Origin of the sequence: Halobacteriovorax sp. RZ-2 (assembly GCF_043196685.1) — a bacterium.
Taxonomy (GTDB): domain Bacteria; phylum Bdellovibrionota; class Bacteriovoracia; order Bacteriovoracales; family Bacteriovoracaceae; genus Halobacteriovorax_A.
On the sequence record NZ_JBEBMR010000001.1, the window covers coordinates 925,193 to 949,511 of the forward strand.

16 protein-coding genes are annotated in these 24,319 nt (G+C 37.0%); all 16 read right to left on the minus strand.

Translation table 11 applies throughout. The features are described from left to right. Window positions 1–14: 14 nt before the first annotated feature. The gene (gene fliF / locus ABMA78_RS04385) at window positions 15–1,676 is read right to left on the minus strand and encodes a flagellar basal-body MS-ring/collar protein FliF (protein WP_392857416.1); all 1,662 of its coding nucleotides are present in this window, start codon (window positions 1,674–1,676) and stop codon (window positions 15–17) included. Between the two features lie 68 nt (window positions 1,677–1,744). Next, a complete protein-coding gene (gene fliE, locus ABMA78_RS04390) occupies window positions 1,745–2,107 on the minus strand; it encodes a flagellar hook-basal body complex protein FliE (protein WP_392857418.1) in 363 nt (120 codons plus the stop codon). A 23-nt stretch (window positions 2,108–2,130) separates the two neighbouring features. After that, on the minus strand, window positions 2,131–2,574 hold the full coding sequence (gene flgC, locus ABMA78_RS04395) for a flagellar basal body rod protein FlgC (RefSeq protein ID WP_021265925.1): 444 nt from the start codon (window positions 2,572–2,574) through the stop codon (window positions 2,131–2,133). Window positions 2,575–2,588: 14 nt separating this feature from the next. Next, window positions 2,589–2,996: a flagellar basal body rod protein FlgB gene (flgB, locus tag ABMA78_RS04400; protein WP_021266076.1), complete on the minus strand. Its 408-nt coding sequence runs from the start codon at window positions 2,994–2,996 to the stop codon at window positions 2,589–2,591. A 9-nt stretch (window positions 2,997–3,005) separates the two neighbouring features. Next, window positions 3,006–3,938 carry a sigma-54-dependent transcriptional regulator gene (locus ABMA78_RS04405; RefSeq protein ID WP_392857420.1) on the minus strand — a complete coding sequence of 311 codons (933 nt, stop codon included), beginning with the start codon at window positions 3,936–3,938 and terminating at the stop codon, window positions 3,006–3,008. A gap of 40 nt (window positions 3,939–3,978) precedes the next feature. Next, complete coding sequence (locus ABMA78_RS04410) at window positions 3,979–6,654, minus strand: tol-pal system YbgF family protein (RefSeq protein WP_392857423.1); 2,676 nt, start codon at window positions 6,652–6,654, stop codon at window positions 3,979–3,981. A 237-nt stretch (window positions 6,655–6,891) separates the two neighbouring features. After that, window positions 6,892–8,433, minus strand: a complete 1,542-nt coding sequence (locus tag ABMA78_RS04415) for a sigma-54-dependent transcriptional regulator (protein WP_392857426.1) — start codon at window positions 8,431–8,433, stop codon at window positions 6,892–6,894. 153 nt (window positions 8,434–8,586) lie between these two features. Next, window positions 8,587–8,817 carry a hypothetical protein gene (locus ABMA78_RS04420; RefSeq protein WP_392857429.1) on the minus strand — a complete coding sequence of 77 codons (231 nt, stop codon included), beginning with the start codon at window positions 8,815–8,817 and terminating at the stop codon, window positions 8,587–8,589. 187 nt (window positions 8,818–9,004) lie between these two features. After that, complete coding sequence (metK, locus tag ABMA78_RS04425) at window positions 9,005–10,171, minus strand: methionine adenosyltransferase (RefSeq protein ID WP_392857430.1); 1,167 nt, start codon at window positions 10,169–10,171, stop codon at window positions 9,005–9,007. 119 nt (window positions 10,172–10,290) lie between these two features. Then, the gene (locus tag ABMA78_RS04430) at window positions 10,291–11,985 is read right to left on the minus strand and encodes a hypothetical protein (RefSeq protein WP_392857432.1); all 1,695 of its coding nucleotides are present in this window, start codon (window positions 11,983–11,985) and stop codon (window positions 10,291–10,293) included. Next, window positions 11,969–13,393 carry a UDP-N-acetylmuramate--L-alanine ligase gene (gene murC / locus ABMA78_RS04435; protein ID WP_392857434.1) on the minus strand — a complete coding sequence of 475 codons (1,425 nt, stop codon included), beginning with the start codon at window positions 13,391–13,393 and terminating at the stop codon, window positions 11,969–11,971. The genes ABMA78_RS04430 and murC overlap by 17 nt, the downstream gene beginning before the upstream one ends. 72 nt (window positions 13,394–13,465) lie before the next feature. Then, on the minus strand, window positions 13,466–17,302 hold the full coding sequence (locus tag ABMA78_RS04440; RefSeq protein ID WP_392857435.1) for a hypothetical protein: 3,837 nt from the start codon (window positions 17,300–17,302) through the stop codon (window positions 13,466–13,468). 23 nt (window positions 17,303–17,325) lie between these two features. Next, on the minus strand, window positions 17,326–19,008 hold the full coding sequence (locus ABMA78_RS04445) for a hypothetical protein (RefSeq protein ID WP_392857436.1): 1,683 nt from the start codon (window positions 19,006–19,008) through the stop codon (window positions 17,326–17,328). A gap of 86 nt (window positions 19,009–19,094) precedes the next feature. Then, window positions 19,095–19,982, minus strand: coding sequence for a hypothetical protein (locus ABMA78_RS04450; protein ID WP_392857437.1), 888 nt, complete (start codon window positions 19,980–19,982; stop codon window positions 19,095–19,097). Beyond that, window positions 19,982–22,633, minus strand: coding sequence for a pyruvate, phosphate dikinase (gene ppdK, locus ABMA78_RS04455; protein ID WP_392857440.1), 2,652 nt, complete (start codon window positions 22,631–22,633; stop codon window positions 19,982–19,984). Before ppdK ends, ABMA78_RS04450 begins: the two co-directional genes overlap by 1 nt. A gap of 63 nt (window positions 22,634–22,696) precedes the next feature. Next, complete coding sequence (locus ABMA78_RS04460; protein WP_392857442.1) at window positions 22,697–24,016, minus strand: glycine--tRNA ligase; 1,320 nt, start codon at window positions 24,014–24,016, stop codon at window positions 22,697–22,699. Between the last annotated feature and the right edge of the window lie 303 nt (window positions 24,017–24,319).

Here is a 24,319-nt window from a genome sequence, read left to right on the forward strand (position 1 = left end):
ATTACTTATTATCATTACGCAATCTGCTTATCAGATTCCGTACTATGAATCATATCATGCACAATCTGTGCCGCTTTTGCAGGGTTTCCTTCAACCAGTGAGATGATCTTCTCACGTAGCATATTCCCTTCAATTTTCTCTGGATTAAGTTTCTCTTCAATCTGTGGAAGAGCATCCTCAAGTCCAGGTAGCTTTTGATTTGCTTGTACTTTTTCAAGTTCTTCAAGAGTTCTAGGTAAGAAGTCTTCTACTGTCTCTACCGCGTTGTCTGTTACCCATTGAATAAACGGACGAACAACAACGAAGAAGAATAGAGAAATCGTTAAACCAATTGCAAGATACTTAAAGATATTCTTGATCAGCTCTCTATTTTCACGCTCACGCATAAGAGCATCAATAGCTTCAAGATCTTCTTGTTGGAACTCCATATTCTTAATTGTGATAACATCACCACGACGGTTATCAATTCCAAGAGTTGAAGCAACGATCGCTTGAAAATTAGCGATATCAGCTTCTGACCATGGCTCATACTTAGTTACCGTCTTACCATCTACAGTCTGAGTCACATGCTTACCATCGACCATAACTGCTGCTGAAATCTTTCTCACTGATGCAGTCGGAGACTTTGAGCGAGTCACTTTCTTTGGTACGTTATAGTTTCGAGTTGCTAGCTCTTTCTTAACATCATTTCTTGTTTCAGGTACACCTGGTTGAGGTTGCTCTCCAGGTAAATTTGAACGTGCCCCAGGAATTCCTTGCGGAGAAGGACGTGATCCCTGTAGGTTTTGAGTATTTGTTACTTCAGAAAGAACAGCTTTGTTTTCAGAATCATAAGTTGTTTGAGTTGATACACTTTCAGTAAAGTCCATATCAACCGAAACCTTGGCGATAACTTTTCCTGCCCCAACTACTCTCGTTAAGATATCTTCGATTTGCTTTTCATACTTTCTATTAAGCTTTGACTCAAGAGCAAGACGATTTGCCGTATTGGCTGTCATTGCATCACCAATATTCTCAGAAAGTTTCTTCCCTCTGTGATCAAGGATAACAACACCCTCACCTCTCATTCCTTCAACAGATGAAGCAACAAGTGAAGAGATCCCTTTAATTTCTTGCTCAGTAAGAGTTACACCACGGTTAAGCTCAAGAACAACTGATGCTGTTGGTGGTTTCTTTTCAGAAACAAATGGTGAAGACTCAGGGATATTTAAGTGAACTCGAGCTCTTTTAACACCTCTTAGGTGCTTAATTGTTTTAATGAGCTCGCCTTCGAGTGCTCTTTGCTTATTTACCTTTTGAACAAAAGAAGTTGTTCCAAAAGATTGATTATCAAAAACTTCATAACCTACAGTTCCAGAAAATGAGAAACCTGAAGTCATCATTTTAAGACGTACAGTTTCAATCATATCCTCAGGGATACTAATTGTTTTCCCATCTGCAGAAGTTTTCTTCTCGACGTTATTCTGACTTAAGAAGACCTCAACCTTTGTCATATCTTCTTTATTAAGATCAGAATAAAGAACTTTATAATTAGTGTGAGTGGCCCAAAGGACAACACCTAGTAGGAAGACTAGAATAACCCCAGTAACAGCAAAGAGAGAAATCTTCTTTCCTGCATCAAGTTCTCCATAGAACTCTTTGAAGTTTCTAAGCATTTTATCGAAAAAATCTTTCACGTATCCTCCTGACACCTGAAACTCTTAATTCATCCTAAATTAAGAGATCATTAACAACTAGTTATTAACTAGACTTGCATTCTCATTACTTCTTTATAAGCGTCAATTACTTTGTTACGAACTTGGTTCATTGTCTTAAAAGCAATTTCAGCTCTTTCAACAGCTAACATAGTTTCGTGGATATTCTTACTCTCACCACTAACTAACTTCTCAATAGCTGTGTTAGCTTCTTTTTGTAAATTGTTAACATCCATAATCTGATTTGCTAAAAGTTCAGAAAACGACTGACTCTTCTCAGATGGTGCTACTTTAGAGAGCTCATCAAAGCCTTCTAACTTAAATTCTTCCGCGCCACCAGTTGGACTAGTCCACTCGCGCATTTTATGTGAGTTAAAGACGTCATTCATTGTAGTAATATTATTGATCGCCATGATTTAACCCCTTTCCTTTATTCTTAGTTTCCACTTCCAATTTCAAGCGCTTTCATCGCCATACTCTTAGTTGTATTCATTACGTTAATATTCGCTTCATAACTTCTTGAAGCTGAAATCATATCTGCCATCTCTTCCATTACATTGATATTTGGATAGGCAACATACCCTTGCTCATTTGCATCAGGGTGATTTGGTTCATACTTTAGGATTGGTGGTTTATCGCTTGATACAACTTCTGTTGCATGAACAGATTGAGCAACCTCACCCATCTCACCTTCTAAAATATCCGAAAAGCTTTCACGAGCAGGCTCGCTTCCAAAAGCAACTTCTTTCTTACGATATGGACCACCTTCGGCCGTTCTTGTCGTCTGAGCATTTGCAATATTTGAAGAAATCGCTGCCATGCGCTTCTTATTTGCTGCAACACCTGATGAACTAATTTTTAAACTCGTTAGTAAATCCATTATCTCCCCCTACTCTATTTTTCAGAGTTAATTGTATATTTAAGCATCCCTAGTTTCTTATTTAGTAACTTTACCGATGCATCATACAAAATTTTATTTTCTGCCATTTTGGCCATTTCAGCGTCTCTGTCGACAGTATTCCCATCTTCAGAGACGATGCCATTTGGATCATCATAAATTTCAGGTTGAAGATTTTCAAAACCACCATTGCCAACGTCAAAGTGTTTCTCTTCAGAGGTCAACATTTCAAGATTCCCATCGACGTCTAAAGCTCTTGCAAGTGCTTCTTCAAAGTCAACTCGCTTGGCCTTATAACCAGGTGTATCTGCATTAGCGATATTTGAAGTTAAGACCTCATGTCGGATCTGTCTTAAATTCAAAGATGCAGCTAGTGCTTTTAATGTCTTATCCTCAACCCTCATGATGAAACCTTATCTTAAGTTAACAAAGTATGAGTTTCCGTCTCCACGGTACTCATTGATTTTGTTTCTTAGTGTTCTAATTGATACACCAAGAATCTTTGCTGCTTGAGTTCTATTTTCAGAAGTATGGATAAGTGCCTTCTTGATAAGTAGCTTCTCAGCTTCTTTAAGAGACATTAATCTAATTCCTTCTGAATCATCTTCAGAGATAACATTTACTGCTTTCTTCTCACCGATCTCAAGGTGCTCAGCTGAAACTTCATTTCCTTCAAAGTTAGCTAGTGCATTTTCGATAACTGCCTTAAGTTCTTTTACATTGTGAGTCCAGTAGTGAGAAAGAATCTTATTCATTGCTTCTTCTTGAACAGAAACTTCAGCACCACCAAGAGTTGTCTTGATAATATTTTTTGCGATGTACTCTAGGTCACCAACTCTTTCTCTTAGTGGAGTTAGAGTGATTGAGTTAGATGAAATGAAAGTATATAGGCCACGGTAAAAACGACCAGCTCCAACAAGCTTAGAAAGGTTCTTAGTTGTTGTTGCAACCATTCTTACATCAATTTCATAGTCAGTTAGTTCACCAAGGATTTTGTGAAGCTTTTTTTGAAAAGTATCTTCTAGTCCATCTACGTTTACTAGAACAACAGTACCACCATTTGCGTTTTCGAATGCACCTTTAATGAAACGTCCTGTTTCTGGGTCTCTATAACCTAAGATCTCATTCTCAACTTGGTTTGCGTCTGCTGCACAGTCTACAGTTACAAATGGTTTTCCCTGTCTTGTTGAATTTTCATGGATAAAACCAGCTAGTGTCTTCTTACCAACACCTGCTTCACCAACAATAAGAACTGGTGCTTTTGTAACAGCAACGTTGTTTGCAACTTTAAGTGCCTTAACTATTTTAGGATCCTGTCCAAAAATTTCCGCTGTAAACGTATTCATCTGACCTCCTGTCTGTCGTTTGCCCGATCCGTGGGCTAAATTATAGTGTACGTTTTTTTAAGTTAACTAGTGTTAGCTCTGTCCTGGCCAACTCTTTCAGATAATCCTTTGCTTCGCTATCTGAAAGTATTTCATTTAATAACTTTTCACCTGTTGTGAAATCGTTTTGTCTTAGGCTTTCCTTTCCTAATAAAAACTTCACGCGGTTCTTATAAAGTGATTTTTCATAATCGTTTAAGAATGCTCTTGCTTCATCTGATGCAATTTTATTTGCTTTCTTAAATAAGATTTCAATTCTTTGGTAGTTAACTCTTTCTCTTAATCCTTCAACAACAGTATCAGCGATTTGGAATGAGCTTGCGTCTTTTAGAAGAGCTGTTGATACTTTTAAGTACTTATCAAATTTCTTACTCTCATAAATTGACTCAAGGTAAAATTGGATTGAATCAACAAGATCTTTAGCATCAATTGAGTTCGCATTTGCATCACTTGCATAGAATTTTTCGTACTCTTTTTCGGCCTTTGTAAACTCTCCTCTCTTATAGTGAGCAAGAGCTTTGTAAAATGTGATTTTTTCAAATCCTGGGTAGTCTTTTTTTGTACTCGCGATGATGCGATCTACTGAAGTGTAATTTTTTAGCTTTAGATTTCTTAGAATTTGTAGCTCGTTCTTATACAAGTCCAACTTCTTAACTTCCTTGCGAGAAACCCATAAAGGGAAAGTATGAGCAGTTTCCTTTTTGCTCGCTATCATTTTCTCATACATTTTCTGAAATCCGTCCCACAGTGTAAGATTTATATACGATTTCGCGATAATAAACTGAATTTCAGGATCAGCACCGATCTTTGCAAAATAAGTATCTTTGTAAATTTCCCAAGCGCGGATAGCACGGGCAAACTTACCTTCTTCAAAGTTTGTCTTGATAATTCCGTAAACAATTTCGGCTCCATCAGCTTCAAAAACCTTCTTTTCACTAATTTTCATGGCCGCAATTGGTAGTGCAGTCAAGAATGTTAGGGCCTCTTCATATTGCCCATCAACAATGAATGTTCTTAAACGAGTTTGCCACAGAAGCATTTCAAGATCTTTGTTTAGCTTCTTATCAGTTCCCTTATCAAGGAAAACTCTTGTTTCAATATCTTTTGTATCTGGCTTAATCTTTCTAATAGTACGAACACCAACATAACGGATACGTGCCTCTAGACTCACCTCTTGATTCTGAGCTCTGTTGATTGCATTCTTATAAAGCTCTAACACTTCATTCTTTGGACGATCCTGAAGATCAGCAATTAGCGCCATACGTAGTCTTGCCTGAGCAGATTCACTTACGTAAGAGTACTTAGAAATAAAAGTATCATAAATTCTGAATGCTTTCTCATATTGTGATGTTCTAAAGTATGCTTCTGCAGCATTGTAGTAGATCGATGGAAGGTACTCACCTTTAGTCGTTTTAGCGAATGCCTCGTAAGCACCGATCACTTTTTCTTCATCATTTTGTCTTAGATAAGTATACATTTCATAGGCCTTAAGCTTTTGCTTAGAAATGATCTTAACTAAAGTCTTATCTTTGATTAGGTTTTCAACCTTCTCTACTTGATTTAAGTTTGCAAGAGATGAAAGGATATACTCACCCATATACTCTAGTTCTTCGTAATCAAAATTCTCTTTTGCATCACTAAAAAATCTCTTGGCATATTTAAGGGCCTTAACAAAGTCTTTCTTTTCACGGTAGAACTGAACGAGGTATTTGTAGATACCTTTTCTTAGGTCATAAATATCAGTTCTCTCAAGGATATTCGTATACATTGAAACGGCCGTATCAACTGGCTTGATATCACCTTTTTCAAGAGTTTCTCTTAAAAGAGCATTGGCCTTCATGTAGTCATTGTAAGGATTGTAAGACTGTGAAAATTTCTTCTCATAAAGCTTAATCGACTTATACATAAGTCCCCACTTACCTTTTCTATAAAGATTAAGAGTAAGTTGCATATGAGCTTCTTTTTCATTCTTATTGTAATCAAAATTCTTAATTGGAAAGAAGTACTCTGCTGTCTTTCTATTCGTTAGAATTTGTGTTTTTAACTCTGGTGCAAGTGCTTGGTAGTCCCAGATAAAAGAGGCTCCATATCTAAAATCACGATATGGATTCGCTTTCTTAGCAGGAGCCTTTTTAACAACATTTTTTCTAACTATCTTTGGAGCTGGTTTAACAGCTTTAGACTTTTTTACAAACTTTGGTGTCGACTGTTGCGCTGATGCTTCATTCTTCTTTACCAGAGTTGAAATATCTTTGATCGCTGCTTGCTTATTTGTTACTGCACCATCTTTCCAGAAGTCGACAAAGTAAGCACGGTCACGATTCTTATAGAATGAGAAAACTTCTACATTCTTTTTAAGCATTAAAGAGATTGTGAAAACATTATTTCCAGACGTTGGCTCAGTATAAGAGATTCTCTTAATATACTTTGATGAAGAGAAATTCTTCAGCCCATCTTTTACCTTTGAGTAAATATCACCATCTAAAGTCGAGAATGATACCTCTGAGTTAGATTTTGTTACATTAACTAGTTTCTTATCAATAAAGAACTTAACACGTAAGAAGTCATTGTGAGCTTCGGGTGTAACAATTGATGCTGATGCAATATTTAGGAAGGCAGTACTAAAAATAAGTACGATAAAAGATAATAAATTTTTTGAATTAAAATCTATCTTCATTTGGTAGAAACTTCCTGTTTCAAATTTAATAACGTCAATTATTTGGCAATTTCTTCGTCCTAAAGCATGCCGTGAATCTATTTTACAATATTTTGAAATATTTCAAAGGAAAATTTTTCTCATGGGACGTTTTTTCCATGTCAAAGTTTTTACACAACAGGATATTAGGCATTTAAAAAGCCGACTGTGAAAGTCGGCTTAAGTATTGGTGTCATATTGGCTATGTTAAGAAGAAATTTATTGTTGAATATTAACGTCTAAATTTCTCTTCTTCATTTTTTCAATAAGCGTTGTACGATTCATCTGTAGCAGCTTTGAAGCTTGGTTCTTATTACCATTCGTTTTAATAAGGGCCTGCTTAATTAAAGACTCTTCTACTTCATTCATAAAATCTTTTAAATTGATACCATTATCTGGAAGACTGACAAGATCATCAGTATCAATTGTCGAGCGATTAGTAAGAGCTAAAATCTTTGGTGGCAGATCCTGAGGTCTAATTTTATTTCCACCTCTTAAGATAACAAGTCTTTCAATTAAATTTTCTAGTTCACGAACGTTACCAGGCCATTCATAAGACATAAGAATTTCAAAAGTCTCATCATCTAATTCAATATCATTTCTTCCATCGGCACTTACAAAGCGCGATAGGAAGTATGAAATTAAAAGTGGTATATCCTCTCTGCGATCTTTTAATGCAGGAATCTTTATCGGAATAACATTAAGTCTATAGTAAAGGTCTTCTCTGAAGTTACCTTGCTGAACAGAGTCTTCAAGATTTCTGTGTGTTGCTGTAATGATACGTACATCAACTGGAGTTGTTGTTGAAGAACCAACGCGCTCAATTTCTCTTTGTTGGAGAACTCTAAGAAGTTTAACTTGTAAAAGTAGTGGCATATCACCAATTTCATCTAAGAAGATTGATCCACCATCAGCAGCTTCAAAACGTCCCATTCGACTTGATACAGCGCCAGTAAAGGCTCCCTTCTCATGTCCAAAGAGTTCACTTTCTAGAAGCTCACCAGGGATGGCACCACAATTTACATTAACAATTTTATTATGATTACGATTTGAAGATAAGTGAATTGCCTTTGCTACAAGCTCCTTCCCCGTTCCAGAAGGGCCTCCAATTAAGATCGTTGAACTCGAAGCTGCAACTTTCTTTATGCGCTCAAAGATTTTTCTCATTGGCTTAGAGCGGCCGATCATCCCACAAAACATATCATCTTCAGTAGGCATCTCTAGCTTATACTTAGTTCCAAACGAGCGCTTATCACTGGCAGAACTTGTTCCAGCATTAATCTCAAGGCTTTCTCGATATTCAAGCTTATGAACAAGGGCCCTAACCACAAGGTCTTTAAGAGCTTCAAGTTCGAAAGGCTTAGTTAGATAGTGAAAAACACCTTTCTTAGTTGCCGCAATTGCTGTTTCAATAGAGGCAAAGCCTGTCATAGCAATAGAGCTAAAAGTTAGGCCACGCTCTTTTAATAAGTCGATTAGATAGAGTCCATCAGACGAGTTATCTTCAAAGCTAATGTCTGTAATTAAACAAAAGCGATCAACTTGATTCTTAGTAATATGCTCGATTGCAGGTGTTGGAGAAGAGAAACTAATAACTTCTAGATTTATCTTCTTACTTAGATACTTCGTTATCATTGCGGAAAGAGTTTGATCATCTTCCACGACAATAATCACTGGTTTTCTTCCTTGATCGATTTTTACTTCATTTTCTGATTCATCATTTGAGAATGTATCAGTTAGAAAATTAAAATCATTCTTCATGTGTTGTTGCCTCTCATCGTGTGAGGTTAAAAATTGTCCCACTAAAATGGTATCGAATAAATCGTGGACGTGTCAATTTTTTAACACCATGATAAAACTTCCGAAACTAGCATAAATAGCTAATATCACAGGTTTATATATAAATATTAGTGTCTAAAAGTTTCTTACAATATCTAAGAAATAATGAACAACTTTGTCTGGCCCACCGGCCATTATCCAAATAAAGAGGAAGAAGCTTGAGATAGCTGAGCAAAGAGCAAAGAAGATTGGAGGAAGAGTGTAGCCTCTTAACCAATAGTAGTACGCAAAGCGGCCACCAATGATCATAATTGGAATTGACCAGAATGGTGTGTAGCGTAATGTGAACATGAGGAATTCATTCATAGGATAAGTATAGTCGCATTTGAAAAAAAAGAAAGGCTCCTATTACTTTCAATGACTTTCCCATTGGCCTTGAAACAACAAAGCCGGGCTTGAACCCGGCTTGTTGAATATATTCTTTAATTTCATTGCGAAGTGGCCTAGCACCGCAAACAATAGCCCGCCTTAGGGCGGCCAATTTCGCGGATGCTTATAAGCAAAGAGCTTTTAACTTCTCTACGTAAGAAAGCTCTTCCCAAGGGAAGAAACCATCTTTAGTTCTACCAAAGTGCCCGTAAGCAGCAGTTGGAGAATAGATTGGTCTAAGTAGATCAAGTCTTTCGATGATAGCCGCTGGCTTCATATCAAAGATTTGGTTAACAGCATTGTTAATCTTAGCAACGTCTACTTTCTCTGTACCAAAAGTATCAACAAGAAGTGACATTGGCTCAGCAACACCAATTGCATATGCAACTTGTACTAGAGCTTTATCAGCAAGACCTGCAGCAACGATGTGCTTAGCAATTTGTCTTGTTGCATAAGCTGCTGAACGGTCTACCTTAGTTGGATCTTTACCAGAGAATGCTCCACCACCGTGAGCACCGTGACCACCGTAAGTATCAACGATAATCTTTCTACCAGTTAGACCACAGTCCCCCATTGGTCCACCGATAACAAATTTACCAGTTGGGTTAATGAAGTATTTCGTGTTGTTATCAACAAGTGATGCTGGAACAACTTTATTAACAACTTCTTCTCTCACTGCTTCTTGAACTTGTGAAAGAGTCATATTGTCAGAGTGTTGAGTAGAAACAACAATTGCATCGATACGAGATAGCTTACCATCTTCGTACTGTGCAGAAACTTGTGTTTTACCGTCAGCTCTAAGCTCACCTAGAGTTCCATTCTTTCTAACTTCTGAAAGTCTTTCAGCAAGTCTGTGTGAAAGATCAATTGTCATTGGCATGTAGTTATCAGTTTCGTTACAAGCGTAACCAAACATTAGACCCTGGTCACCAGCACCTAATTCTGTATATGTACCTTCACCAACGTTTACACCTTGAGCAATATCTGGTGATTGCTTATCAAGAGCAACCATCACACCACAAGTATTAGCATCAAAACCTTTATCAGAGTGATCGTATCCAATCTCTCTAATTTTATTTCTTACTGTTTCTTGGAAATCGATATTAGCTGTAGAAGTAATCTCACCTGCAAGAACAACTAGACCTGTTGTGATCATAGTTTCACAAGCAACACGAGATTTTGGATCTTGTTCTAACATCGCATCAAGTACCGCATCACTGATTTGATCCGCAATTTTATCAGGGTGCCCTTCTGTTACTGATTCAGAAGTGAATGTAAAATCTTTTAGCACTGCCTCATCTCCTAGCTATAAATAATTAATACACTAATAATTGTATGAATATACTGCTATTAGCGCGTTTTAACAACTAGTTTCAACTACTATTTTCAATAGCTTATACTCAATAAAAATTAGTAATCATCGTTCTTTACGAAGTATTTGAAATAATGAGGATTACGGTATTGATAGAACTTACCGCTTTTGGCCGAATGTACATAAACTTTATTTTTATAGCGATATACATCGTAATTATGTTCACCACTATCTTTAAAAGAATATAAGTAGTTCAAGTTCTTTCGAGTAAGCAATGTTTTTAATCGCTTCGTATTGTGAATCAAAGGCCCCGGACGCTCTTCCATACTAGAGTACTCATCCCACAAAGAAGACATATCCATTCTTCCAAGCATTGAAGCTCTTGAGAAGTAACGTGTTGCCTTGAAGTCTTTATCTGGATTATGTAATTCATCCAAAATCATTTTTAAGTTCTTACGCATTAACTTTCGTGCAGACTTTGATTGGTCAGGACAAAAGATTCCCTTCGAAGCAGGAATAAAAAAGTATGTAAATGAAAACTGGCCTCTTTTAAAGAGTACATTAAGCCACGGATACTTTTCAGTATTCTTTACACCTGCTTTAACAAGAGATTGATAGAATGGTTCATCACTTTCAATCGTATTATAGCCAGGATTTGTCACTCGATTAATTACAACCTTGGCCACATCTCTTCTTTCACTTCCATAGTTATCATCGAGGCGTCCAACTTCATGAATCAAAATCGTTTCAAGTGCATATAGCTTGCGATAAATCTCTTTTTGTCTTTTCCAAAATTTATAAACCAAGGCCTCTTTGTCATAGATATACTGGCTTAAGGCGTAGCGGGCCTGATTCTTATCTTCGAAGATTTTCTTTAAGATATCATCTTTTGTTTTACTCTTATTAAGTAGGTCAACGTAATAGTCTTCACGTTCAATGATCTTTTTTTGCCAGTACTTTGTTCTTGCATAAGTCTTCTTATGACCTTTCCTTAAGACCCCATCAAGACGAGAAATTAAATCAGAAATATCATAACGAAGATCTTCAGTTAAGAATGGTTGGTCAAAGCCAACAATACGTAAGTAGACAGAGTCAATCAGAGAGCGAAGACTTAAATCAGAGCGGCCTTTTTTTGGATCAACACTTCCGTCTTCAACAATTTTTCTCAGTAAGTATGCAGAGTTTGACTTCTGTTTTCCTTCTGCTGTTTCTAGGTCCTTAACCTTGTCGTACTCACTTCTTAAATGTAGGTGATCAACAGGGAAGTTAAAAGACTGTAAGAAAAAAAGGCTATTTAGATATCTTTCAAGATCTTTGAGAAATTGTTTGATCTCTTTTTTTGATTCAAGGGCCACGTGAGACTTAGCCTTTAGATCCTTGAAATAGCGATACTTATAATTGTGACGCATGGCCTTTTCAAATTGACTTTGGATCTGACGATTGCGGGCCAGGACATTTCTAAAAGAGCGCATTTTAGAAAGGCGTTCATTAACACCTTTAATCCACTCTCTCTTCTTTTTCATTAAAGGAACGTATTCTTTGATTGTTCCTTCATCGAGATCTCCACTTAATTGAAAAGGAATAAAGATTCCATTCCCTAAGAAATTCTTATAAAGCTTTTGAGACTCGTTATAAATTTTCATCGAGCACGTCGTTTTATACTGCTTGCGATGAAGCTTCATATACTCATTGATCACTTGTGCATCTGATAAGTTCTTTGCGTGAGCAAACTGCCCAGAGAAACTTGTAAAAGCGATGAAGAATGGAAGAGTTGTCTTAAAGTGTTTTAACAAACTCGCTACTCCATAAACCTAGACAAGAACTATTACTCATAACAAGCTGAACACTCTGCTCACTGCTATTTTCTTTTATTAACGTAATCAAAGGTTCTAACTCTGTTACAATATTAGTTCTTATTCCACTTTTTTCTAAGTCAGACTTTAGTTTATCAACATCAAGATCACCTTGGCCCTTTGCCGTTGTAGGACGTGATGGTTTGATAATTGTTGCACTGGCCGCGCCTTTTAAAGAGTCCGCAAATCTTTCTTGGAAAAGATCACTTCGTGCAGTTGCTGAGCCTGGTTCAAGATAAGCATGTATTTTCTTTCCTGGATATTTCAAAGAAATTGCATGCAAAGTTTCTTGGACGGCAGTTGGATGGTGAGCAAAGTCATCAATAATAGGCGAAGAATTGAACTCACCTTTTACTTCCTGCCTTCTTTGCACCATTCTAAGATCTAAGATGCCGGCCTGAATTTCTTCTGGAGTCTTTCCAGCTTTTAAAGCGACAATAATAACTGACGCTAAATTAAGAATATTATGATGGCCCATTAGGTTTGTTTTAAACTCATGCTCACCAACTGAACATTTCATTGAAAACGAAGTCAGGCCATTATCGACATTAATGATTTTTACATTTTCACGATCATACTCTGACCAAGACTTATCCGTGACCTTTAGATCATTGATACTTTGCCACTCTGAGCAAGCTATCACTTCGTCGACACTTGGAAGAATTGCTTTAAACTCATTTTTAATATCTTCAATTGACTCAAAAATATCAGCATGGTCAAACTCAAGTGATGTGATAATTAATTTATTGATATAGTAAGAGCGAAACTTTGAGAATTTTTCAAAGTATGCAGAATCGTATTCGTCAGATTCAATAAAGAAGTAATCACCTTTTCCCACTCTAGCAGGTGGACGCTCATCCATTACCCCACCAATTAGATAACCAGGTTCCATTCCTAGTTTTTCAAAAAGTTGAACACCAAAGTATGTTGTTGTTGTCTTTCCATGAGTTCCAGAAATACCAACAACGGTTTTATCTTTTAAAACTAAGGCTCCTATTGCCGCCGGAAATGAACAAAATGGAAGGCCACTTTCTTCAATAAATTTTGCATCATCAGAATTTCTTGCGACGACATTTCCTACAACGATTAAATCGTAGTCTTTAATAATCTCTTCAATATTGTGTTCTTCAAATTTATAAACATCAATACCCGAGTTATCTAGATAGGTACTCATTGGTGGATAGAACATGCGATCCGCACCAGCGACCTCAAACCCAGCTTCCTTAAGAAGGCATGCAGCCGCTCCCATTCCCGTCCCGCAAATACGGTAAAAGAACACCTTTTTAAATTTATTTGATTCTTTCAATGCAGATAGTGCATTTATATCTTTGTAATTTTCTAAATTCATAACTTACCCTTTATCCGTCAATTTTAACCGTTTTTCGGACAAAGGGTAAGGGTAAATATTATGATCAACTAATTACTGTTGAGATAAGAACATCTTAATTACATCCTTACAAGTCTTGGTAGAATTTGTTGGCGTGATACCGGTTGGATCAATTTGTTTCCACCACTCAAGCGTTGCTCTAACTTTGTAATCACTATCGGCCTGCACCGCTGATCTTTCAAGCTCTGTTTCTTTAAGAAGACGTCCTATTTTTTCTTCTACTGAATCCTGAATTGCTTCAATATCTCCTGCTGGTTCAATTGAAATAATCTCATCAGGGAAGACGATCAGTGGGATCATTTCTTCTAGTTCATTATAATTTGAAACAAGATTTAATAAGCTTCTATTTTGAGACATCTTTAATGCCGCTATTTTTTGGCCGTGGTATTCACTAGCAAAATTATCCGCAACAGAAAGAACTGATCCCGATAAATAAGGAGAACCTAATGGCTCAACACTATGCCCTTTGAAAACACCAGCAAGAGACTGAAACTCAACTGGCATATGTACACCTGCTTTCTTGCTAATTTTCTTATCAAAGTAGGTTTTTAACGAACGCAGTCTTCTCGTGTAACTCCCCTGGTTCTTTGTTAGAAGCTTGGCCATTAAGAAGTGGCCACCATCATTGGACTCACGAACAAGGTCATCTCCTAAGCCTCTAAAGCTCACAAAGAAGTCATCACTAGGATTTTCAATTTCCTTTACCCATCTTTGCCATGCTGCAATCTCAGTTGGCTCCATTTGTTCCCATGGCATATACGCTTCAATTAACTCGGCCACTTTTTTGCGATTATTAGAAGCAATATAATCATCTAGTTTGAGATCTTGCGCCTCAAGCGCCTTATGAAGAGCTTTCCATTGTTTAGCTAAACCATTACGAATCGTTTTTTCAGCACGTACCTTCTTCTTAAGATTATTTGCAATCTTTGCTGCATGTGCCTTTCTAATTTCTGCATATTGTTCAATTTTACTAAGTGCTGCATCTGCATTTCCGGCAAATTTACTTCTCATTAGATTAGATAATTTATCCATTGCATCCACTTCTGCTCGTGCTAAGAACTCACGAGAACGCATTGATCCATGTTTTGCATTTAAAGCGGCTTCGGCCCAAAAAACGGGATGCTTTAAAAAGTCATCTCCACGTGTAATTTGATTCACGTGAATGGCCTCTTCTAAGAGGACAAGTGGATTATTATACCCTTCTTCCGTAAGGCGCACCTTTACAAGAAGTCCCTTCTCAGGATCAATATCTGGAACAATTTCAGCAAGCTTTCCATCTTCAAGAGTCGCATTCTTTTCAACAACAACTTCAAAGCTATAATTTGTTTGTGTAATTTGATTTGCCCTTTTAATCATTTCATTGAACATCTCAACTGGATCTTTATTAAATTGTGCTTTGAATTTTGTGTGTGAGTCAAAATCAACTAATAAGTCTTTTGTCGCCTGATCCGGTTTAAAGAATGAAAGATGGCAGAATTTTTCATCAACACAAACATCTGAGTTATTAACAGTTGGTAAGAAATTAAATTTTAAATTACCGTTATAAGTAACTTGGGCATCAAGACCAGCTTGTTTAAATGCTGATTGTGAATAAAGATTTACAAGGAAGTCACTATCAAGACCTACGTATTTTGGAATTGTAACATATTCCTCAGAAGGAGGTCCTCTTATGAAATTGATTTCACAAAATTTAGAAACCTTTGCAATTTCATTTTCAAAATCTTTAGCAGCTTCTTTATACTGATCCACTAATTCTTGTGTGTCAGCATGAATATTAATAATAATCTTATCAGTTTTTGGGTGCCACTTTCCGTCGACAAATTCTTTATCAACAGAAATCTTAGGCATATGCCCAAATTCTTCTAATTTCCTTAGAACATAACTCGAGACCTCAGAAGACTCTGTAATTCTCTTTGTAAAATAGTTGTCGCTAAAATTATCAACAGAATCTACTGCCGCTTGAATCTCCGCCTCAGAGACATTCTTACTATCCTTTAGCATAGAGAAAATATAGTATTTTAGAGTGTTGGCCTTATTTCCAAGTACTTTATCGATTGTACTTCTTAGAATTCCAATATGGTTATCAGCAGTATTTACACCTTGTGGAATCCCAACCTTATCTCTATCAAGCATTGCATAGAGAAGTTTATTAAGAGAGTTTCTTCTTTTAGCTCCAGTTGCAGAAGCAAGAGTCTCACCTTCAGACTTAAGAACATCTGATATTAGTAGATAGGCTTGAAGATCGTCATCTTGGCCATTTAATATTTTTCTTAAGTGACTTACTTCAACTTCGACAAAATCAGAATGACTTGAACTTTCTTCTAACCACTCATTTGTTTCAATAAATGGAGAATATACATGATCAACAGTACCACCAACTTTGGCACCATCAATATCCATAATTGTTCCACGAAGCTTCTTACTCTCACCATCTAAACGCGTATGTGAAGGGATAACAAGATCACCTACACTATACCCTTTCTCTGGGAATGCTCCAGCTGTTCCAATATATGTAATATTCTTATGACCTGTATTTTTCAGTGCCTTTGCAAGTGGCGAAATTTCATCTCCCCAACTATTTGCAACAACACGCCATACAACGTCTTCTCCTTCAGAGTTTTTAAAGACAATGTCTGACATCGAAATAACATAATTATCATAGTCATATTTCTTAAACTCAAAGGGCTCAATTCCTTTGCCCTTGATTGTCTTTTCTAGCTTCGTAAAGGCCGTTTCAATATCTTTTTTATTTTTGAAAATATCGTATTTCTTGATATCTCCATCGGCCATGAGATCTTTAAAAGAATCTTTTAACTTATCTGAGATGTGAGATAGAACCAAGTCTGGCTCGTCATCGTATAGGTTTTTAAGAGCACGAACTTTCCACAGCGTTTCAAAAGTTCTCTCAATAGCACCTTTCTGTCCGATAATGACTCTTTCAGACTTTGGTAGGTGTCTAAAAATTCCAGAGAGCTCATCTTCCATCATCTTATGAGTGTCATCAAGATCACCAAAGATACGAACCTTATTTGTTACTGTATGTCCTCTCTTAGATAGACCAAATTGTAGCATTAGGTGATTTAGTCGATCTTTTCCACCGATTGCTGTAATCGCATAACGATAAGTAGACTCACCAGGGTATTGAACGGCATAGATTTTATTGTAATTATTTGCAAATGGACGAATTTCTTTAAGTATCTGACCACCATTGGCCTGTAGATTCTTTAAGAACTCTCTAGAGTTTTCAAGGTGAAATTCAACATCACGATTACTTTCAACTGCTTCCCAGAAAACAGCACGTGTCGTACGATTTGAAATATAGTGATCAGCATCTAATGTCAGCTCACCATTTTTAATTCCTTGATCAGGAAGAGTAAACTCAGACCTTGGTTCTACTTTAGTAATAGCAGAGTCATCTTTTGGTTTTATTTTAGAATCAAGAAGAGTAAAACCTTCATTTAATTTATTTTTAAAGAAGTTATAACCCCACTCATAACTAGCCTTTGTCCCAGAAGGCTTCTTACCTAGACGATCTTTTAAGATATCATAAATAATTGCATCGTATTTCTTTGCATCAAAAATTCGAGAGTCAGTTGAGTACTTATCAATAATATAATCAAGCTCAACTTTCTTAAGTTCTCCTAGTGCTTCATCATCAATCTTCTTACCAAAATTATTGATATATTCACCGATATAGTAATCGAGTTTATCAACAGCTAGTAACGTCTCTAAACGTTCCATATCAGCAACGGAAGCAGGTGCTCGAGTGCTGAAGTATGAATACTCAGAACGATCTACTTGCGAATACTGTGTAAGAACAGTAAGTGTTAGAAGTAAGACGGAAAGTAAACCAAATGCTTTCTTATGCATGAATTCCTCTTTTATTGCCTCTTTTACTGTAAGAAGCTCTTAATAGCGTATAAACAATTATTAATTTTAGGCATTTCATCGATCACTTTAACTTTCCCCTTACTAGAAGAAGAAAACTTATTCTTTAAATTACTAAAGAAGTTACTAATCTTCTTTGCAATTCCGACATTCTCATTAGTTGCCCCAGTTAAGTTTGTTTTTAATTTTGGAACAAGATATGCCTTTTCATAATCATTAAATTCACTTGAACGAGAAAGGATTTCATCAGCGATTCCCGGACCTTGTGCATCTCCATAAATCCTAACCATTTCTTTCTTAAGGCCATCATGAAGTGCATCTTTGATTGCTGAACGATTAACCTTTTCCATATAGTCTTCATCATAGAAGCCGACCATTTCATCAGGAAACGTAATTAATGGTGCTAAGTATTCCATCTCAGATTTAAACCCAGACATTTGATTAAACATCAGAAGTTCTGGATCAATTAAGAATGCCCCCATGGCCCCTTTAGCGTCGGCAACTGTTTTGTCATCCGCTATTGAAAATCCAAAGGTATAACCTGTATCAAAGTTTGAAGTGAACGAAAGGAATGGACTTCCCTGCGCTTCAATAGAGTGTTGCCTAAGCATTGTTGTTAGGCGTGCAGTTTCAACAAATTTAGAATCTGTATTACTTGGATTAGAAGCAATTTTCTTTCCATACATTGTTTGAAGAGAGCGAAGTCTACGATTATAAGTTCCTTGATTTCGAGTTAAGATAGTAGACATCGAACCAAGGTTTGCTTTCTTTACAGCATCTTCATACTCAAGCTCTTGGCCATCAACAATCTGAGGAAATAAGCGGTCACCGTATGTTCCACGGTAAACCAGAACCTTATCTTTTGCAGGAATTGGGTTTCTCATGCGCTTAAGAATATGATTCCAATATGAATCTTCAATTGGAGTCATCTGTTCCCAAGGAAGATATTTCTCTAAAAGATCTGCAACACCTTTGCGATCATTATTTTGAATTAATACCTTTAACTGATGATTCTCAGCAGCTTTATCAAGTGTGGCCATTGCACTCTTACGAGCTGTTTCTTTGGCCTTCATTTCTTTTTTTACAACCTTAAAATCGCTTTCTAGTTCAGAGATACCTTCTTCAATAATTTTGCGATCTTCATCATAAATTGCAGAATCACCTAATGCCTTCATCTTTAAATTTTCTAAGGCAATCTTTGCACGAAGATCACCTGCTTTAGCATTGTGAGCAATTTCAAAGAATGAATAGATATTTACAATATTCTTCCTTTCATTAATTTCAGAAAGAAAGTTGAAGAGTAAACTTTTAGATGACTTAGTCATGGCCTCATCATTTGTCGAACGAATAACTTTTAAGACATGAACACCATTACCTTCAATTGTTGTATCAATTGCAAAAGCCTGTCCCTCTGGAAGCTCCATTGACTCTAGCGAGATCATAACTGCCCTCGTTTCACTCGAGTCATAAGCTCGTTTTTGAAGATTAACATTATAATGTGCAACTAACTCTTCGAGATTTCGGTCAAATAGATCAGGTGCTTCTGTAATCGTATTCAAATAAAGCGCCGGTTGATTATCAACCTGGTCTTCGATACTAGAAATTGATCTTTTCGTTTGCTGGCAAGAAACCAGTAAGAACGAAAGTACTAAAAATAATAATTGAAATCGCTTAAGGACGAGTCCCATTTTTCATCTCCGATAAAATACTTGATATTTATCGGCAATTATTAACAATTTCTTAATTTAAGGTGTAAGACAAAGAGTAAAATCAATCACTTACAAAAGAAAGTATTTGCAATTTCCTTTCGTATTTCGCTCAATTTCTTTCGATCATACCAATATTTAATGACCTCATTTGCTAGAATCACGACACCTTTTTGTGAATGGGGCTCGATCCAAATTGATGTCCCAGTAAAACCAAGATGACCAAAAGTATCTTTATTGGAACACTTACCAGCAAGAGAAGTTTCAGGGTTTGTCACGCTATCCCAACCATTAATAAATCGCTGATCGCTTTCACGCTTCGTTTTACTAATTAACTGGTATTCACCATTTGCTTTTAAGAGTGTTTTACAAACACCATCAATTGTTCCAAAAAGTCCTGCATGAGAAACTTTCTCAGCGATAACAAAGGCGTTATCATCGTGCACTTCTCCATCGATGATCTCTCTATTTCTACGGCCAGTAGGAACACAAACCTCATCTTCAATATCTAGCCAGTGCTTAATCTCTTCATCCCACATTGGTGAGACAAGATCATAGAGCCCATGCTTCTTTTCAATTTCAAGCTGAAGCCTTAGAGCACTGAAGTCAGAATAAAGAGTCTCACTTTCTTTAACTGGATAAGAAAGAATTTGTTCTCGCCAATTATCGAAAGAAAGCCTTCCCCAAGAGTTTAATCCACCTCGATGATTTAAAAGAAGCTTCATCTCTTCAGAAAATATTTCAGGTTTATTTAAATAGGCAAAACCAAGTGTTAACGGCTTTGTCAGAGAAGCAAGATCAAAGTAAACTCTTTGACCTTTTAAAAAAGGATTTTCAAAAAATGAAAATGATTCATAAGATTCATTTTTAAAATCAATATAGGCAAAAGCAAGGCAGTTAAAATTATAACTGCCAAACTCTGCTTTTATTTTTTTTGTTAATTCTTCTATCGACATTACTTGTTACGAATTACGGCCTGAGCAGCTGCCAGACGAGCGATAGGCACTCGATAAGGCGAACAAGATACATAGTCTAATCCAATTCGATGACAGAAGTCGATTGACTGAGGCTCACCTCCGTGCTCACCACAAATTCCAACGTGAATTTCTTTGTTAGCACTTCGTCCTTGCTCAGTTGCAAACTTAACAAGATAACCAACACCTTCTTGATCAAGTGAAACAAATGGATCATTTGGAAGAACTGATTTTGAAATATACTCAGTTAAGAAACGTCCAGCATCATCACGAGAAAGACCAAAAGTTGTCTGAGTTAAGTCATTTGTTCCAAACGAGAAGAAGTCTGCATGATCAGCAATCTCTGCAGCAGTAATCGCTGCACGTGGAAGCTCAATCATTGTTCCTAGCTTGTACTTAAATTCCTTATCACCTTTTGTCTTATCAATTGTTGCCTCTAAGATTTCTCTAAGAATTGATAATTCTTTAGCTGTTGCTACAAGAGGAACCATAATCTCAGGTCTCACATCAATGCCTTCGGCAAGAGATTCTAGAGCAGCTTGAGTAATAGCAGTAACCTGCATTGTATAGATCTCAGGATAAGTGATACCTAAACGACAACCACGGTGACCAAGCATTGGATTGAACTCGTGAAGTCTTTCACATCCATCTTCAATAGTTTTTACTTCTACATCAATATACTCAGCAAGTTCTTTTTTCTCTTCATCAGAATGAGGTAAGAACTCGTGTAAAGGCGGATCAAGAAGTCTGATATTAACAGGCATACCATCAAGGGCCTTAAAGATTCCCTTAAAGTCTTCTTTCTGATACGGAAGAAGTTTTGCAAGTGCCTTTTCTCTTTGAATCGTTGAATCAGCAAAGATCATCTCACGAACAGCAAGGATTCTTTCTGGCTCAAAGAACATATGTTCTGTACGACAAAGACCAATACCTTCTGCACCAAACTTTACGGCCGTTTCACTATCTTCAGGGTTATCAGCATTAGTACGAACTTTTAGCGTTCTAATCTCATCTGCCCAAGACATGAACTCAGCAAAGTCAGCATTGATTTCAGCATCAAGAGTTGGTACTTCACCTTCAATAACTTCACCTGTTCCACCATCAAGTGTAATGAAGTCACCTTCAACATATTTTTTATCGCCAACAATCATTGTACGATTTTTACTATCAACTAAAATTTCAGAACATCCTGCAACACATGGTTTCCCCATTCCACGAGCAACAACGGCCGCGTGAGAGGTCATCCCACCACGTGCAGTTAGAATCGCTTGAGCTGCTGCCATTCCCGCAATATCTTCAGGAGAAGTTTCCTGGCGAACAAGAATAACTTTCACCCCATTTTCATGCATACTAGTTGCATCGTCTGAGTGGAAAACAATTTTCCCAGCACCTGCACCAGGAGAAGCTGGAAGACCTTTAGCGATAATATTCTTCGTTGCATCTGGATCAAGTCTTGGGTGAAGAAGTTGATTTAGTGCTTCAGGATCGATTTGCATAATTGCTTCTTCCTTCGTCACAATCCCTTCTTTCTCAAGATCAACAGCAATCTTTAAAGCGGCAGCTGCTGTTCTCTTTCCATTACGAGTTTGTAGTAGATAAAGCTTATCTGCTTCAATCGTAAACTCGATATCTTGCATATCTTTGTAATGTTTCTCTAGTTGCTGATAAAGATCTGTAAGTTCAGCAAATGCCTTAGGCATATATTCTTCAAGAGTTTTTTCATTTCTATTTGAATCATTCTTTGAACATTCATTAATTGGTGCCGGTGTTCTAATCCCTGCAACAACGTCTTCACCTTGAGCATTAACAAGATACTCACCAAAGAATTTCTTATCTCCAGTCGATGGATCACGAGTGAAACAAACACCTGTTGCACAGTCATCACCCATATTACCAAAAACCATGGCCTGTACATTTACTGCAGTTCCCCAGTCTCCAGGAATATTATTCAGCTGACGATATTTAATTGCTCGTGGGTTATTCCAAGAACCAAAGACGGCCTCAATTGCTAGCCATAATTGTTCCATTGGATCAGTAGGAAATTGCTTTCCAGTTTCTTGAGCAATAATTTGCTTATAAACCTTAACTAAGTTTTTAAAGTCTTTTGCATCTAATTTTGTATCAGAATCAACGCCCTTTGCTTCTTTTAAGTCTTCTAGAGTTGACTCAAGAAGAGAGTGGCTCATTCCCATAACAACATTGGCATACATCTGAATGAATCTTCTATATGAATCCCAAGCAAATCTTTCATTATCAGATTTCTTTGCAAGGGCCTCTACTGTTTCATCATTTAAACCTAAGTTAAGAACAGTATCCATCATCCCAGGCATTGAGACTCTTGCTCCAGAACGAACAGAGAAAAGAAGTGGATTCTCTCCACCACCAAATGTTTTCTCAGTTGATGACTCGACTAGTTTTAAGGCCTCAACAACTTGTGACTTAATTTCTTCATTTATAGTGTTTGCTTTTTGATAATCGATACAGGCTTCAGTTGTTACTGTAAAACCTGGAGGGACTGGTAATCCAAGAGCAGACATTTCAGCTAGGTTGGCACCTTTACCACCTAGAAGATTTTTCATGCTTCTATTACCTTCAGTTTTTTCTTTTGAAAACGAGTAAACCCATTTACTCATAACTGCGCTCCTTGCTTAGTATAGAAAAAAGGCCACGAATCTGTGGCCTTTCAAAAAAATATTTTAAATGTAGATTCTATCTCTTAAATAGTTTTTAACTTGATCGAGGGCGATACGCTCTTGATTCATGGAATCTCTGTCACGAATTGTAACAGCGTTATCATCTAATGAATCGAAGTCAAAAGTGATACAGAACGGAGTTCCAATCTCATCTTGACGACGGTAGCGCTTACCAATTGATCCTGCTACATCGTATTCAGCAGCAAATTCTTGCTGAAGTTCATTAAATAGTTTTGTTGCTGGCTCATTTAACTTCTTTGTTAATGGAAGAACAGCAACTTTAACAGGAGCAAGAGATGGGTGGAACTTCATTACCACTCTTTCATTCTCTTTATCACCTTCGTTTTCAATTCTAAAAGCATCACACATAATTGCTAGAAGTGAACGATCACAACCAACAGATGTTTCTAGAACGTATGGAAGGAATTTTTTATTCCCATCCTGTAGATCAGTATACTTTAAGTTCTTCCCTGAGAACTCTTCGTGTTGACGTAGATCGAAGTCTGTTCTTGAGTGGATCCCTTCCATCTCATCCCAACCATGTGGAAATTTATACTCAATATCTTCCGCAGCATCAGCGTAGTGAGCAAGCTCATCTCCTAAGTGTGGATGCCATCTTAAGTTTTCAGGACGTAGTCCATTTGATAAGTGCCAATTCCAACGAATCTCTTTCCACTGCTCCATGGCCTCCATTTGAGTACCTGGCTTAATGAAATATTGCATTTCCATTTGTTCAAATTCACGAGTTCTAAAAATAAAGTTACCTGGAGTAATTTCATTTCTAAACGCTTTACCAATTTGAGCAATACCAAATGGTAGCTTCTTTCTCATTGTTGATTGTACATTTAGGAAGTTTACGAAGATCCCCTGAGCTGTTTCAGGTCTTAGGTAAACTTTAGCTGATGAGTCTTCTACTGGACCCATTTGCGTATTAAACATTAGGTTAAAGTCACGTGGTTCAGTGAACTCACCTACTGCTCCACAGTTTTGACATGGAGCTGATGTATCAATTTTATCTTCGCGGAAACGTGACTTACATTGCTTACAATCAACCATAGGATCATTGAAGCCATCAACGTGACCTGAAGCTTTCCAAACTTGTGGGTGCATGAAGATCGAAGCATCAACACCAACGATATCTGAACGTAAAGTCATGGCCTTCCACCACTTATTCTTTAAGTTTCTTTTTAACTCAATTCCGTATGGGCCGTAATCCCAACAAGAAGATAGACCGCCATAAATTTCCGAACTTTGGAAAATAAATCCACGGCGTTTAGCTAGACTAACAATTTGCTGCATGTCCTTAATATTACTTTCTGACACAATGCCCCCTACTATGGTAAATAATTGCACAAAGTATACCTTTTGAAATGCCGAACGGCTAATTATTTTCCCATTAAGGTACGCGCCACCTTTTTGTAATATTACTAACTTATGCGTCAATTTTTATTGAAATTAATAGAAATTCGACTAGTTTATAAGTACTGCCTAATAACGAAACTCGACTTGGATAAGTAGTCTTTATAATTGCGAAGAATTTGCATGAATTTACTTATTTTCTATATATAAATTACTGAAATCACGATTTGGTATCGCGTACCTTTTGCTCTCGTGCTAAAAGCAGGT

Bases quoted from the DNA above. Each gene is read 5' to 3' on its own strand.
- ppdK (WP_392857440.1), bottom strand. From the start codon at position 22,633: ATGAGTAAATGGGTTTACTCGTTTTCAAAAGAAAAAACTGAAGGTAAT.
- ABMA78_RS04445 (WP_392857436.1), bottom strand. From the start codon at position 19,008: ATGGGACTCGTCCTTAAGCGATTTCAATTATTATTTTTAGTACTTTCG.
- ABMA78_RS04450 (WP_392857437.1), bottom strand. From the start codon at position 19,982: ATGTCGATAGAAGAATTAACAAAAAAAATAAAAGCAGAGTTTGGCAGT.
- flgB (WP_021266076.1), bottom strand. From the start codon at position 2,996: ATGAGGGTTGAGGATAAGACATTAAAAGCACTAGCTGCATCTTTGAAT.
- fliE (WP_392857418.1), bottom strand. From the start codon at position 2,107: ATGGCGATCAATAATATTACTACAATGAATGACGTCTTTAACTCACAT.
- ABMA78_RS04420 (WP_392857429.1), bottom strand. From the start codon at position 8,817: ATGAATGAATTCCTCATGTTCACATTACGCTACACACCATTCTGGTCA.
- murC (WP_392857434.1), bottom strand. From the start codon at position 13,393: ATGAATTTAGAAAATTACAAAGATATAAATGCACTATCTGCATTGAAA.
- flgC (WP_021265925.1), bottom strand. From the start codon at position 2,574: ATGGATTTACTAACGAGTTTAAAAATTAGTTCATCAGGTGTTGCAGCA.
- ABMA78_RS04410 (WP_392857423.1), bottom strand. From the start codon at position 6,654: ATGAAGATAGATTTTAATTCAAAAAATTTATTATCTTTTATCGTACTT.
- ABMA78_RS04415 (WP_392857426.1), bottom strand. From the start codon at position 8,433: ATGAAGAATGATTTTAATTTTCTAACTGATACATTCTCAAATGATGAA.
- ABMA78_RS04440 (WP_392857435.1), bottom strand. From the start codon at position 17,302: ATGCATAAGAAAGCATTTGGTTTACTTTCCGTCTTACTTCTAACACTT.
- ABMA78_RS04405 (WP_392857420.1), bottom strand. From the start codon at position 3,938: ATGAATACGTTTACAGCGGAAATTTTTGGACAGGATCCTAAAATAGTT.